At 67.0% G+C, this 12,994-nt stretch carries 19 protein-coding genes; 4 read left to right on the top strand and 15 right to left on the bottom strand.

Annotated features, from left to right (window positions below; all coding sequences use genetic code 11):
- Nucleotides 1–183: 183 nt before the first annotated feature.
- From CCR98_RS12080 to CCR98_RS12065, 4 genes are read right to left on the bottom strand one after another with little or no spacing between them, the layout of a single operon-like run.
- The gene (locus tag CCR98_RS12080) at nt 184–561 is read right to left on the bottom strand and encodes a DUF2894 domain-containing protein (protein ID WP_087922803.1); all 378 of its coding nucleotides are present in this window, start codon (nt 559–561) and stop codon (nt 184–186) included.
- Nucleotides 551–1,189 (bottom strand): OmpA family protein, encoded by a 639-nt coding sequence (locus CCR98_RS12075; RefSeq protein ID WP_087922802.1) that lies wholly within the window; start codon nt 1,187–1,189, stop codon nt 551–553. The genes CCR98_RS12080 and CCR98_RS12075 overlap by 11 nt, the downstream gene beginning before the upstream one ends.
- Entirely contained in the window at nt 1,186–3,450 is a 2,265-nt protein-coding gene (locus tag CCR98_RS12070; protein ID WP_087922801.1) for a DUF802 domain-containing protein, read from the bottom strand. The genes CCR98_RS12075 and CCR98_RS12070 overlap by 4 nt, the downstream gene beginning before the upstream one ends.
- Nucleotides 3,451–3,460: 10 nt before the next feature.
- Entirely contained in the window at nt 3,461–4,114 is a 654-nt protein-coding gene (locus tag CCR98_RS12065) for a DUF3348 family protein (RefSeq protein WP_087922800.1), read from the bottom strand.
- Between the two features lie 145 nt (nt 4,115–4,259).
- Between CCR98_RS12065 and CCR98_RS12060 the strand changes: the two genes are divergently transcribed.
- Nucleotides 4,260–5,198 (top strand): M14 family metallocarboxypeptidase, encoded by a 939-nt coding sequence (locus CCR98_RS12060; protein WP_087922799.1) that lies wholly within the window; start codon nt 4,260–4,262, stop codon nt 5,196–5,198.
- Between the two features lie 32 nt (nt 5,199–5,230).
- Here the strand turns inward: CCR98_RS12060 and CCR98_RS12055 are convergent, their stop codons facing one another.
- The 5 genes from CCR98_RS12055 to CCR98_RS12035 form a co-directional block, all read right to left on the bottom strand.
- Nucleotides 5,231–5,623, bottom strand: a complete 393-nt coding sequence (locus CCR98_RS12055; protein WP_087922798.1) for a diacylglycerol kinase — start codon at nt 5,621–5,623, stop codon at nt 5,231–5,233.
- Nucleotides 5,624–5,705: 82 nt separating this feature from the next.
- Nucleotides 5,706–6,332, bottom strand: a complete 627-nt coding sequence (locus CCR98_RS12050; RefSeq protein WP_087922797.1) for a hypothetical protein — start codon at nt 6,330–6,332, stop codon at nt 5,706–5,708.
- Between the two features lie 50 nt (nt 6,333–6,382).
- Entirely contained in the window at nt 6,383–6,910 is a 528-nt protein-coding gene (locus CCR98_RS12045) for a nuclear transport factor 2 family protein (RefSeq protein ID WP_087922796.1), read from the bottom strand.
- Between the two features lie 38 nt (nt 6,911–6,948).
- Nucleotides 6,949–7,395 (bottom strand): hypothetical protein, encoded by a 447-nt coding sequence (locus CCR98_RS12040; protein WP_087922795.1) that lies wholly within the window; start codon nt 7,393–7,395, stop codon nt 6,949–6,951.
- Nucleotides 7,388–7,582: a hypothetical protein gene (locus CCR98_RS12035; protein ID WP_087922794.1), complete on the bottom strand. Its 195-nt coding sequence runs from the start codon at nt 7,580–7,582 to the stop codon at nt 7,388–7,390. Before CCR98_RS12035 ends, CCR98_RS12040 begins: the two co-directional genes overlap by 8 nt.
- A gap of 142 nt (nt 7,583–7,724) precedes the next feature.
- On the opposite strand from CCR98_RS12035, the gene CCR98_RS12030 reads away from it, so the two are divergent.
- A complete protein-coding gene (locus CCR98_RS12030) occupies nt 7,725–8,048 on the top strand; it encodes a hypothetical protein (protein WP_087922793.1) in 324 nt (107 codons plus the stop codon).
- A gap of 17 nt (nt 8,049–8,065) precedes the next feature.
- Nucleotides 8,066–8,383, top strand: coding sequence for a hypothetical protein (locus CCR98_RS12025; RefSeq protein ID WP_087922792.1), 318 nt, complete (start codon nt 8,066–8,068; stop codon nt 8,381–8,383).
- 50 nt (nt 8,384–8,433) lie between these two features.
- Here CCR98_RS12025 and CCR98_RS12020 read toward each other — a convergent pair whose 3' ends face one another.
- The 5 genes from CCR98_RS12020 to CCR98_RS12000 form a co-directional block, all read right to left on the bottom strand.
- Nucleotides 8,434–8,781, bottom strand: a complete 348-nt coding sequence (locus tag CCR98_RS12020; protein WP_032129966.1) for an RcnB family protein — start codon at nt 8,779–8,781, stop codon at nt 8,434–8,436.
- Nucleotides 8,782–8,880: 99 nt separating this feature from the next.
- Nucleotides 8,881–9,714 carry an alpha/beta hydrolase gene (locus tag CCR98_RS12015; RefSeq protein WP_087922791.1) on the bottom strand — a complete coding sequence of 278 codons (834 nt, stop codon included), beginning with the start codon at nt 9,712–9,714 and terminating at the stop codon, nt 8,881–8,883.
- Between the two features lie 175 nt (nt 9,715–9,889).
- Entirely contained in the window at nt 9,890–10,921 is a 1,032-nt protein-coding gene (gene arsB, locus CCR98_RS12010) for an ACR3 family arsenite efflux transporter (protein ID WP_087922790.1), read from the bottom strand.
- A 14-nt stretch (nt 10,922–10,935) separates the two neighbouring features.
- Nucleotides 10,936–11,439: an arsenate reductase ArsC gene (locus tag CCR98_RS12005; protein ID WP_087922789.1), complete on the bottom strand. Its 504-nt coding sequence runs from the start codon at nt 11,437–11,439 to the stop codon at nt 10,936–10,938.
- A gap of 15 nt (nt 11,440–11,454) precedes the next feature.
- Nucleotides 11,455–11,784 (bottom strand): winged helix-turn-helix domain-containing protein, encoded by a 330-nt coding sequence (locus CCR98_RS12000; RefSeq protein WP_065723473.1) that lies wholly within the window; start codon nt 11,782–11,784, stop codon nt 11,455–11,457.
- A 17-nt stretch (nt 11,785–11,801) separates the two neighbouring features.
- Here CCR98_RS12000 and arsH point away from each other — a divergent pair, with 17 nt between their 5' ends.
- Complete coding sequence (arsH, locus tag CCR98_RS11995; protein WP_087922788.1) at nt 11,802–12,530, top strand: arsenical resistance protein ArsH; 729 nt, start codon at nt 11,802–11,804, stop codon at nt 12,528–12,530.
- A 30-nt stretch (nt 12,531–12,560) separates the two neighbouring features.
- Here the strand turns inward: arsH and CCR98_RS11990 are convergent, their stop codons facing one another.
- The gene (locus tag CCR98_RS11990) at nt 12,561–12,971 is read right to left on the bottom strand and encodes a helix-turn-helix domain-containing protein (RefSeq protein ID WP_087922787.1); all 411 of its coding nucleotides are present in this window, start codon (nt 12,969–12,971) and stop codon (nt 12,561–12,563) included.
- Nucleotides 12,972–12,994 lie beyond the last annotated feature (23 nt).

Genomic DNA, 12,994 nt, shown 5'->3' with positions numbered 1-12,994 from the left:
CCCATCTGCGATGAAATGGATCGGGGGTTGTAGAGCCGAGCCCATGCTCGGCTGCTTTCTGCCTCAGCCGAGCATGGGCTCGGCTCTACAAACGCTTCAGGGTCACGGTAGACGCCAACCTTGGTTGGCATGCGCAGCATCGTGGTGAAGGAGCGCCAACCGAGGCTGGCAGCTACCAAATGCTTACCCAGCGTTGCGCGGCTTGCGCGTGCGCTTCGGCTTCGCGGTATCACCGCCGCTGGCCGCACCATCCTGCAGCGCCTGCAGCCAGGACAGAGTGTCCACATAGTCGATGAAGTGGCGCAGGTAACCGGGGCTGGTGGCCTGCATGGTGTCCAGCATCCGCTGCACCAGCACCGCCGAATTCAGCGGGCCGCCGTCGGCGGGGGGCTCGGTGCGCAGCGAACGGCGTACCTGCAGTTCGCTGCGCAGTTCCGACCACTCGCGCTGCACCTGCTGCAGCATCGGCACTTGGGGATAGTGCGGCAGCGAGCGCGACCCCGCATCAAGGTCGCGCACGAGTGCGCGCAGGCCTTCGAGTGCGGGCGGCTTACTTGGCATCCGGGACATTGGGCTTGGGAATCGGCGCGATTTCCACGCGGCGATTGCGTGCGCGGCCGTCTTCGCTGGCATTGGAGCTGACCGGCTGCTCGCTGCCGAACGCGGCGGCGAATACCGCATCGGCCGGTACGCCATCGGCGATCAACGTGCGGGTCACGGTCAGCGATCGCTGCGCGGACAACTCCCAGTTGTCGGCGAAGCGGCGGTTGCCTTCGCGCACCGGCGCGTCATCGGTGAAGCCGCTGACCATCAGGATCTCTTCGCGCGTGCCCAGGTAGGCGGCCAGTGGTGTGGCCAGGCTGCGCAGCAGCTCCTGGCCTTCCGGCTGCAGCTGGTCGGAGTTCAGCGCGAACAACACGCTGCCACTGATGCCGATGCGGCCATCGACCAGGGTCACGCGACCGGCGGCCAATGGGCCGGCCAGCGCCTGTTCCAGGGTCTGCAGGCGCTTGGCTTCGGCCTGGCGCTGCTTCATTTCCTGGTCCAGCCGCTGCGACAGCTCCAGCTGCACGGCGACCACACCGACCAGTATCAGCACGAACGCGCCCAGCAGCACCGACATCAGGTCGCCGAAGGCGGCCCAGATCGGGGCGTGCGAACCGCCGTCGACCTCCAGCTCGTCGCTCATGCGCTGCCGGCCTTGCCGCGGCGCGCGGCCAGCTGCTGCAGTTCTTCCATCACCTGCTTCTGCGACAGCAGGCTGAGGTCGACCACCTCGCGCGCCTGCGCCACGTAGTAGGCCAGCTGCTCGTCGCTGCGGGCCAGCGAGGCATCCAGTGCGCCGCCGATCTGTTCCAGGCGGCCGGACAGCTCGGTGGAGGCGCTGCCGAAATGCGCGACCGCCTCACCGAAGGCGCCGGCCAGCTGGCCAACGTCGCCGGCGCTGCCGCTGAGCGCTGCGGCAATGCCATCCAGCTTGCCGGTCTCGGCGGCGATATGGTCGGTGAAGCGGTTGCCGACGCGTTCCAGCAGCTCGGCCGAACCGCCGACCAGCGCGTCCACCGCGGTGCGCTGCTCGTGCGAAGCGTGGTTGATCGCATCCAGCAGGGTCTGCACGGTGGCCAGCAGGCGGCCGCGCTCTTCCAGCATCGCGTTGTCGCGCACCAGGCTTTCGGACAGCGTGCTGCGCAGCTCGTTGATGACGTCAGCAGCAGCTTTCGGTGCCGCCGCCGCGGTCTGCAGCAGGGTGGACACTTCGGCCAGCGTGGCGCTGGCCTGCGCGCGACCGTTCTCGCCGATCTGCTGTGCGGTGGCCGCCAGCGTGTCGCAGACCTGCTGCTGCTGCGCGGCCAGGCGTTCGCCGTTGGCCTGCAGGCGCTCGGCCAGATCGGTGGAAACGTGCTGCAGGGCATCGCTCCAGCGCTGCAGGCGCTGCTCATCGCTGGCCTGCAGCTGGGCCTGCAGCGCGGCGTGGGCCTGCTGCAGTTCGGCACTGACCGCATCCCAGCGCGCCTGGCGCTGCTGCTCGCGGCTGTCCAGGCTGGCCTGCAGTTCGGCGTGCGCGGTCGCGGTGGCGGCCTGCGCGGCCTGCCAATCCTGCGAACGCTGCAGTTCGTGATCCTGCAGCAGCGCCTGGCTGGCGCTGTGGTGTTGTTCCAGTGCCTGCAGCAGCGCCTGCGCACGCGCATCCAGATGCTCGCTGGCGGCCAGCAACGCCTGCTGCTGGCGTTCGACCAGCGCGCTGTTCAGTGCCTGCTGCTGTTCGGCGGCGGCGCGCCAGGCCTCGGCATTGCCGCTGGCATCGGCCTGCAGGCGCTCGCCGATGCGCGCGACCAGTGCTTCGGCATGCGTGCCCTGGCCATCGCTGAAGGCCTGCAGGTGCTGGCGCAGATCACTCACCAGCGCCTGTTGCGCTTGGGTCTGCTCGCTCACCACCTTGGTCCAGCTGGCTTCGGTGGCGACGCGGCTGCGCTCGAAACCGTCGCTCAGGCCCGACAACTGCTGCTGCACCGCCTGCTCGACACGGGCGTGCAGTGCTTCGCCGTGACGAGCCAGGCCGGCGAGGGTGGTTTCGGCCATTGGCTGCAGCGCGCCACCGATGGCAGCGGCGCTGGCCTCGGCACCTTCGCGCAGCGACTGCTGCAGCGAGACGGCCAGGCGTTCCTGCAGCGCCTGGCTCTGGGTCAGGAACTCGGCCTGGCCGGCCAGCAGGCGCTCATTGGCGGCCGCACTGTGCTGCTCAAAGGTGCTGGTCATCGCCTGCAGGCGGTCGACCAGCGCCGGCAGTGCGGCGGACTGTGCCTGCAGCAGGCGCAGCGATTCGGCGCGCTGCCAGGCCTGCGAGTACGGATGCAGGTCGCCGGCAATGGCGCGGTCCAGCTGCTGTACGGCCTGCAGGCGGTCACGGCGCAGCAGCGCTGCCAGCAGGCCGAGCATGGCCGAGCTGGCCACACCGGCGATCGAGGTGCCGAATGCCACGGCCAGGCCTTGGACCGGCGACGCCAGCGAGCCGCGGATGGCGGCCATGTCGGTCGCGCTCTGCAGGGCCAGGCCGGTGCCACGCAGGGTGTCCATCATGCCCAGCAGGGTGCCGAGCATGCCCAGCAGTACCAGCAGGCCGACCAGATACGGGGTCAGCACCGGCGCGGGCAGGGCGATGCGCTCGCCTTCCACGCGCAGGCGCACGGCGTTGCGCAGGCCCATCGGCACGCGCTCCAGCCAGGCGGCAAGGCTTTCCTTCGCGCTGGACAGGTCGCTCAGTGCAGTGCGCAGGCCGTTGCTGGCCTGGCGGTAGCGGTACAGCTCCACGCCGCCGGCGATGTAGCAGGCCGCGATGATCGCCGCCACCGCTGCACCCAGCGGATGCACCGAAACGTAGCCAATGCCGATCCAGCACACGGCCAGCAGGCCGACAAGGAAAACAACGACATGGAAAGCAGTTCTGGACATGGTGTTCCGGTCAGTGGGAGCGCAGGGCGTCTTGCAGCCCTTCGATCGGGTGGAAGCGCAGATGCAGCTCGGCAAGCAGCAGGGTGCGCATGTCATGGCGGAAGGCCGCGCGCCAGCCGGGCTGGCCGTGCACGCGTTCAAAACGGGCGCCGAGCACCGCCGGCGCAGTGGCCAGCAGGCTGTGCTCGCGCGGGGTGAGGGTCTGTTCCATCACCGCGTCGACCTCGGCCAGCCGCGCCAGCTCGGGTGAAACCTGCACCAGCTGGTCGCGCAGGCGGCCGCGCAGGCGCCCGGTGGCGGTCTGGATGGCCTGCTGCAGCACCCGGTAGCGCTGGCGCAGCGAGGCGAAATTGGGTGCGGCGGCGGCTTCGGCCAGGTCCAGCAGGCGCTCGGCCTCGGCATCCTCGCTGATCGAGGCCAGCAGGCTGGCATGGGCCTGGGCGCAGTCGTCCAGCACATCCCCGGCCGCTTCGGTGGCCTCACCCGGCTCGGGCAGGCGTCCGCCGAGCGCCCCGGACAGGGCCACGGCACGGCTCCAGTCCACCCACTGGCCGAGGCGATCGGTCAGGGCGGGACTGCTGGCCGGCATCGCGCCGTCGCTGAGACGGGCGAGCAGGCGGAGGAATTCCGGTCCACCCAGGACCGGCTGCGCTGCTTTCGCCATCAAGGGGTGAGGGGCCAAAAACCGTTGATTTTACAACCAGATGACCCGGCCTGGATGAAGGCGGGGCCCGGGGGAGGGCACCCGCAGGCGCGACAGGGCTTAGAATGTCTGGCTGCACCCATCCGTTCGACCCCTGGAGTACCCAATGACTGTTGCGCAGTTCTACCCGATCGGCACCCCCGGACAGCCCTGGGGCGACGCGGAACGCGCACAGTGGCGGGCCCGCCAGCAGCGCCAGCGCAGCTACCACGACGATGTAGTGACCGCGCTTGAACGCCTGGACGACAGCTTCGATGTGATCCAGTACGGCCAACTGGACTATGCGCCGGACCATTACCCGCTGTTCGCCGTGGTTAACCACGACTGGAACCCGGCGCTGCCGACCGCGCTGATCACCGGCGGCGTGCATGGCTACGAGACCAGCGGCGTGCATGGCGCCCTGCAGTTCCTGGAACAGCAGGCCGAGCGTTACCTGGGCCGGTTGAACCTGATCGTTGCGCCGTGTGTCAGCCCGTGGGGCTACGAGCGCATCCAGCGCTGGAACCCGGATGCCATCGACCCGAACCGCAGCTTCCGTGACGGCGGCCAGATCGAGGAAGCCGCCGCGCTGATGCGCTGGGTGGCCGTGCGCAAGCCGAACCTGCTGGTGCACCTGGACCTGCACGAGACCACCGACAGCGACCTGCACGAGTTCGATCCGGCGCGCTGCGCCCGCGACGGCAAGCCGTTCGAGCGCGACACCATTCCGGATGGGTTCTACGTGATCGGCAACAGCGAAGATCCGCAGGCGGAATTCCAGAAGGCATTGATCACCGCCGTTGCCCCGGTCACCCACATCGCCCCGGCCGACGCCGAGGGCAACCTGGTCGGCCTGCCGCTGCAGTCGCCGGGCGTGGTCTGGGGCGAATCGCGCTCGATCGGCGCCTGCGCCGGCTTCACCGACGCGCGCTTTGCCACCACCACCGAGGTCTACCCGGACAGCCCGCGCACCAACCCGCAGGAATGCAACGACGCCCAGGTGGCGGCGGTGTGCGCGGGCCTGGATTTCGCCCTCGCGGCGCAGCAACGCATCGGCACAGCGTAGCGCCGGGTCATGCCCGGCGGCTCAGGCGCGACCTAGCCCAGCAGGATCACGCCCCACACCGTGCCGACCATCAGCAGTGCGGTGGTCTGTGCGGCGCTGCCCATGTCCTTGGCGTTCTTGGACAGTGGGTGGTGGTCAAGCGAGATGCGGTCGACCACCGCTTCGATGGCCGAGTTGAGCAGCTCCACCAGCAGGCTGATGAAGCAGACCGCCAGCACCACAGCACGTTCGACCCGGCTGATGTCCAGCAGGAAGGCGGTGGCGATCAGCAGCGCATGCAGCAGCAACAGCTGCCGGAAGGCCGCTTCGCCACGGAAGGTGGCGATGAAGCCATCGCGCGAATGGATCAGCGTATGGAAGATGCGGTGTATCCCGGTCTTGCCGTGCGGGTACTTGCCGCTGTCCCTGGGGTGAGGTGGCTGCATGCCGGTCCTGCCATGAATTGACCTCACGACAGGATGTGCAGACGGGCGTCGGGAAAGCGTCGGACGCCCGTTGGATTTTCCTTCAGCCGGCCTGGCGCTGCGCCTGGATGGCCTGGTCGAGGGCATCCAGATCATCCGTCGGCGAGGCCAGCCATGCCGGGTACGCCTCGGTCTCGACGAAGGCGGAGGATCGCAGCACGTCATCGAACGCCGGATTGTCCTTCTCCGCATGGCGCAGCAGGCCGGACATCAGCCCGCAGATGCGGACGGCCGCCTGGAAGGCACCCTGCAATGAACCGGCCGGCTCGGTGACCGTGTTGAGGAAGGCCGCATAGGCCAGGCCATCGAAGACGAAGTCGTCACGCTGCTGGAAGGCGTCGCCGCTGAGGTTGGCTTCGCCGGAGACGTGCCGCGAAAACCCCCAGGACCAGATGTCGAGGAAGCGCAGGTCATCCAGCATCCGGCGCGCATCGTCATTCAGTGGAACGGCACCGGACAGGGCGTGCTCCAGCGTGGCCGCTGCGAACGGTTCGGTGCCTTCGTGGGCCAGGAAATCGCTCAGGCAGCGCAGGGCGCCGGGATGGTCTGGGTCCAGTTGCAACGCCCGGTAGATCACGCGCGCACCTTCCACATGGCGGCCCTGGGCGATGAAGATGTTGAGCGCGTGGTGGGCGAGCTGGTCGGCGTTGAGATCGGCAATCCGGGTCATCGGGGTCTGGCTGGCGTGGGTAAACGGTGGGCTTCAGTCTGACAGATCACTCATTCGGCCGGGCTGCGTGAATCGCGGATCGAATAGATCACCGAGAATATCTTCCAGCCCTGTTCGGTGCGGATCAGCTGCCACATCTCCTTGCCCCAGTTGGTCTTCACTCCATCGTCGTGGAAGCTGTAGTCGAACGACACCGAGGCCACATCGCCATCCGTCTCGATCTCCGTGTTGGAGAATGTCTCCTTCTTCGGTTTCGGCGAGGCCACCGCCCCGTCGATCAATGCAATGAAGTTGTTGGCGGGAATCCGCCGTGCCTTGATCGCATCGGGCTTGGCCTTGCGGATGTCCTGCAGGCGTACATCCTCGGAGACGTACTGCCAGCCGATGTCTTCCGGTTTGTCGGAGAAGAACAGGCCCATGTAGGTCGGCTTGTCCCTGTTGATCAGCGAGGTGCGGAAGGATTCGACCACCTGTTCGATCGCCTTGACGTCGGCGGGTGCGTTCTGCGCGGCGTAGGCCGGCAGGCAGGCGCAAAGGCAGAAGGCAACGGTGGCAAAACGTGCATGCGCGATGGACATCGGTGAATCCTGATGGGAAGAATGGCTGCGCAAGCGCATCAGCGCGGGTAGGCCCGCCAGAAAAGCACGCGGTCTTCGTTTCTGCTCACCGCCACGAAAACCGATTTTCCGGATTCTGGCGCGCAGCGAGAGACCCTGTATGACCCGTTGAGCGTCTCCTCACCCGGCCACCAGGATCGATCGAACGCAACAGGATCACTGTTGGTGAATGTGGTTGCCTGGCAATCCGCAGGCAGCTGCAGTGGTATCGCAGGGGGCTTGGTGAACGCCAGCGCGCTGGTGTTTGAATCGAGGTCGTGCACCTCGCGCAGGTCGGTCGCCTCGTGGGGTACCCAATCGGGAATCCATCCCTTGTTCACCATGTCGGCGTCGATTGCCTCCTGCATGGTGTGGAACGAACTGTCCATCACCAGGCCGCAGGCGCATAGCGCGCTACAGAACGTCACGACGATGGCGCACCTGGCCATTCCGGCGGGACTAGTCATCGTCGTTCTCTTCTCCAGAAAGCAGCCTACCCAGTTCTTCCGGTGGCATGCGCTTGAGCCGCTCTTCCAGTTTCCGATCGTACGGCCGGTCGTTGGGTTCGGTATGCCGCTGCGCCTTGCGCGCGTACTGCTGCACGAACAGGCCGATCTCCTGCGCGATCCTGTCCTTCCGGCTCTTGCCTGCCATCAACGGGCGTTCCTGTGTTCATCCTGAATCATCGGTCGGCGCACGCTAGCACGGATGCCGGGCGCCGCAACAGGCCGGTTTGACGTTGAAGAAGGTCTGCGCGGATGATGCGCGGGCGCGTGGCGCAGGAGGGGATCTGTCAATGAGGGCACTGATGTGGGGGCTTGCCGGCCTGTTCGTGGCGTATGTTGCCGGTTGCTCGGCAATCTCGGCGTGGCATTCCCGCGCGCTTGCCTCGGTTCCGGTCGGGGCGGGCAAGGCCGAAGTACTTCGGGGGCTGGGGCAGCCTGACGTGGTGGAGGACGCCGGTGTTCCCTTTACCCGCTATGCCAGCAGTGGATGCAGTGGTCACTGTACGCAGCGATGGTGGTATGAGAACCGGTTGGGCCTGGATACCGAAGCCTGGTCGTTGGAGCTGGATGCTTCTGATCGCGTGCTTGCAACGTCGCACTTGACGTCACCGTAGAAGGCCGCGACGAGCGCATGCGCATCCATCGACCTTTCATCTTCATCGCAAGCCTGGCCCTGATGGCATTGTGCGGGCTGATGGGCGTACTGGTGCTCATCCATGGCTTCAACGAACAGGGCCTGCGCTGCGGCAGGCTGTGCTCGCTGGAGATCTCCATCCGCCTGCTCTTTGGTGATCGCGGATTCGAAATGCTGGTGGCGATGGGGCTCTTTGCTGCGGCGCTGATGTTCGGGCATATCGCACTGCGGCCCGGCATGAATGCCGGGCCGCCTCGCAAGCAAGTGCGGCGCCGTGGGCGAAGGCACCGCCGATCGGGTCGGTCCCGGTCGTAAGGTGTCTGCACCGGGGTAATTCGCCGCGTGTGGAGACGCTGCAAGCCGCTTCAGCGATGCAGCGCGTCGATGATCAAACCGGTGGCGATCTCCACCAACAGGTACTCGTTATCGGACTGGCGCACCCAACGCCGGTCGCGGCCCGGCTCGCGCAGGTGATAGCGCGCGTAGTCGTCCACCCAGTAGCGGCGGTCCACTTCCGCCCATGGCAGGCGCTCGCCGCGACGCCAGGCCTTCTTCTGCCAGCCCGGCGGCGGTGCATCACGGTTGTGCGGGCCACCGGCGTGCGGCGGTGGCCCGTTGCCGCGCGCATGGTGCGGCGGATCGGCAAAGGCGGGTGCCGCGGCCAGCGCGGCAGCCGTGGTCAACGCAATGGCGAACAAGCGTGCAGTGTTCATCGCAACCTCCGGGCCTTGCCGCTGCATGCGGCGTGGTGCTGCGGAGTATGGATCAAGGAATGTGAATGCACTCCAGCGCCGTTCCACATGCACAGAAGTTCAGCCCGCTGGCGACCAAGGGCGGGCCGAGACCGATTGGATGGCCGAGACGACCGCCGCCGGATTCTCGCGATGGAGGTTGTGGCCGGTGTCCAGATAGCGATGCGAGCCTCGGGTGAATCCGGAGAAGAGCAGGGCGTGCTGGATCTTCCAGAGAGCCTTGCCCTGTGCGGTTTCCTCGAAGAAGAGCGGTTCGCTGGCGATCTGCGTGGCGGTGAGCAGCGCGACCGGTACATCCGGCATCGTCTGAGGTGTCTGCGCACCCGGCGCATCAAGCTGCTCGATGAGGACGGCGTAGTCGGCGGCCATCGCAGGTGGCAGCATGGCGCGCAGCGAGGTGTCGTCTGCCTGGATGCGTGCGGCATCGGCCTGCCTGAAGGCGTGCCGCTGCCCCATCGTGGCCGGATCGACCAGTACCAGGCCCTGCAGGCGATCGGGATGACGCCGCGCGAACTCGGTGGCGAGCAGTCCACCATAGGAGTGGCCGACCAGCACGACCTTGCGCCCCGGCGCGAGCGTATCGATGACGGCAGTAAGATCCGCCAGGTGTTCGTCGATGCGCTTGGGCTGGCCATTGCTGCCGGACTTTCCGAGGCCGGCGCGTGCGTACGCGACGCTGTGGTAGTCCTCTCCCAGCCCGGTGATCACCTCCTTCCAGACGCCGGCACCCTGGCCGAACCCTGATTCAAAGACTACGGTGACCGCGCCGCTACCTGACTCCTGTGCCTGGAGCGCGTAGGCGCCGCGATCAACCGTGATCTCCCGCGCCGATACGCTGCCCGCGGCCAGGAAGACCGCCGCCAGCGCCCACAGCTTCACTCGGTTGCGATTCATTCGACATCTCCGGGTCATGGAGGCGCGCCCGCCCTCCTGGATGAATCAGGCATGGGAACGAGGCCCGCCTGCCGACCCAGCGACAGGTCGTGCTGGTAATGTAGTGATGTAGTACACCATTCATACGTGCTGGAAGTAACGGGGCGATCCAGCCGCTGCCTCCGGCGTGTCCGTCTCAAGCGCGCTCGCGTGCCTCATACCAGTCGCGCGACCGGTTCACGATCTTCACCACCGAAAGCATCACGGGGACTTCAATCAGCACCCCCACTACCGTGGCCAGCGCGGCACCGGAGTGAACGCCGAACAGGCCCACGGCCGTCGCCACCGCCAGTTCGAAGAAGTTGCTGGCGCCGATCAGTGCCGACGGCCCGGCCACGCAGTGCGCCACACCCAGGCGCCGGTTGAGCAGGTAGGCCAGGCCGGAGGTGAAATAGACCTGGATCAGGATCGGGACTGCGATCAACGCAATCACCAGCGGCTGCTGCACGATCTGCTGGCCCTGGAACCCGAACAGCAGCACCAGCGTCAGCAGCAGCGCCGACAGTGACAGTGGCCCCAGCCGGCGCAGCGCCGCCTGCAGCCCGGGCTGGCCATGGCGCGACAGGAGCCAGCGCCGCAGCAACGCGGCCACCAGCACCGGAACCACGATGTACAGGCCGACCGACAGCAGCAACGTATCCCACGGTACGGTGATGGCCGACAGCCCCAGCAGCAGCGCCACCACCGGCGCATAGGCCACCACCATGATCGCGTCGTTCAGTGCCACCTGGCTCAGTGTGAAGTTGGCATCGCCGCGGCACAGGTTGCTCCATACGAACACCATGGCCGTGCACGGCGCGGCGGCCAGCAGGATCAGGCCGGCGATGTAGCTGTCGATCTGGCCGGCGGGCAGCCAATCCGCAAAGACGTGGCGCAGGAAGAGCCAGCCCAGCAGCGCCATCGAGAATGGCTTCACCGCCCAGTTGATGAACAGCGTCACCCCGATGCCTTTCCAGTGCTGCCCCAGCTGGCGCATCGCACCGAAATCCACCCTCAGCAGCATCGGGATGATCATCAGCCAGATCAGCACCGCCACCGGCAGGTTGACCTTGGCCACTTCAGCCGCCGCCAGAGCGGCGAAGGCACCGGGCAGGACGTGCCCGAGCAGCGTGCCGGCGACGATGCACAGCGCGACCCAGAGCGTCAGGTGGCGCTCGAACAGGCCCATCGGTGCCGCTGTGCTCATGGCGTGCGCGCTGCCGGCAGCAGATGGCCGATCTGGTCCAGCGCCTGCTGCAGCATTCCGCGGTCTTGCCACACGTGCCCGGGCAGCGCCAGCAGGGCCTGCACGCGTGCCTTCACGATGGCATGCGCGTGGGCGAAGGCGGCGGCCTTGTCGGCATCGCTGCCCTCTGCCTCGGCCGGGTCCGGCAGGCCCCAATGGCTGCGGATGAAGTCACCGAACACCACGGGGCAGGCTTGCGCTGCCGCCGCATCGCAGACGGTGATCACAAGATCCATGGGGGCGGCATCAGCGAATTCATCCCAGGATTTGCTGCGCAGTCCCGCGACCGGAATGCCTTCGGCGCGAAGCTGTGCGAGCGCGAATGGATTGACCTGGCCGGTCGGGTGGCTGCCGGCACTGAAGGCCGTGAAGCGGTCGCCGCCCCAAGCGCGCAGGGTGGCTTCGGCCAGCACGCTGCGGGCGCTGTTGCCGGTGCAGAGAAACAGGATGGAGCGGGACATGATGGCGTTTCCGTATCAGCAGCTGCAGGGATTGCCCGACGGCGTGCACTGTTCGCTGGGCGAACCGGCGCAGCAGTTGTGCGTGAGGTACTCGATCAGGCCGGTCATTGCGCTGAAGTTCGCGCGGTAGCAGACGTGGCGGCCCTGGCTCTCGCTCTCGACCAGGCCGGCCTGTACCAGCTCCTTCAGGTGGAAGCTGAGGGTGGCGGGCGGAACCTGGAGCGCTGCGGCGATGTCGCCGGCCATGCGACCGGCCGGGCCAGCTTCGACCAGCAGGCGGAAGGCCGCCAGGCGGGTGGCGTGGCCGAGCGCGGTGAGCGCAGCGATTGCATTCGATGTTTCCATATTTCTAGAATAGTCGAATGAATAAGCCGATCACAAGTCCTTCGTTGCCCCATCTGAGGGAAGCCTCGCTTCCCCAGCCTGATCACCAGCGGTTGGCCGCCGAACGCCAGGGGCCACCACGCATCCTGCTGCTGTACGGTTCACTGCGGCCGCAATCGTTCAGCCGCAAGCTGGCACTGGAGGCCGAACGCCTGCTGCAGCATCTGGGCTGCGACACGCGCGTGTTCGATCCACATGCCTTGCCGCTGCTGGACAGCGTGGAGAAGGGGCATCCGGAAGTGCAGCGGCTGCGCGAGTGGTCGCACTGGTCGGAAGGGCAGGTGTGGGTCAGCCCGGAGCGGCACGGCACGGTGACCGGCGTGTTCAAGAACCAGATCGACTGGCTGCCACTGGAAGATGGCAGCGTGCGGCCGACCCAGGGCAGGACGCTGGCGGTGATGCAGGTCTGCGGCGGCTCGCAGTCGTTCAACACGGTCAATACGCTGCGGGTGCTGGGCCGCTGGATGCGCATGCTGACCATTCCCAACCAGTCGTCGGTGGCCAAGGCCTGGCAGGAGTTCGACGAAGACGGGCGGATGAAGCCCTCACCCTACTACGATCGCGTGGTGGATGTGGTCGAAGAACTGGTGAAGTTCACGCTGCTGACCCGTGGCCGTGCCGACTACCTCGTGGATCGTTACAGCGAGCGCAAGGGCGATGCGTTGGTGGCGGAGCTGGCGCGGGCGGCGGGAGCGAGCGGCGTCTGAGGGGGATGCCGAATCGCGTGCGGTTCCTGCTCAGGTCGCCGGCGCAGGCTGGAGGGCCTCCAGCACGCGGCAATCGGCCACGCGCCCGCCGGGGCAGTTGCCGATCATCCGCTGCAGCTCGCCCTGCAGCGCTTGCAGGTCGGCAATCCTGCGCGCGATGTCGGCAATGTGTGCCTTCACCACGTCATCCACCGAACTGCACTGGTGCTCGCGTTGTTCGCCGAAGGCGATCAGCTCGCGGATCTGCTCGATGGCGAACCCCAGCTCGCGCGCACGACGCACGAATGCCAGCCGTCGTTGATCCTGCGCGTCGTAGCAGCGGTAGTTGCCGTGCGAACGCAGCGGCGGCTGCAGCAGGCCGATCTTTTCGTAATAGCGGATGGTCTCTGCCTTGGTGCCGGTCTGGCGGGCCAACTGGCCGATGGTGAGTGGAGCTGTCATGGGCTTGACCTTGTAGGGGCTAC

Source organism: Stenotrophomonas sp. WZN-1, assembly GCF_002192255.1.
GTDB lineage: Bacteria > Pseudomonadota > Gammaproteobacteria > Xanthomonadales > Xanthomonadaceae > Stenotrophomonas.
This window is presented reverse-complemented; position numbering and strand designations above follow the sequence as displayed.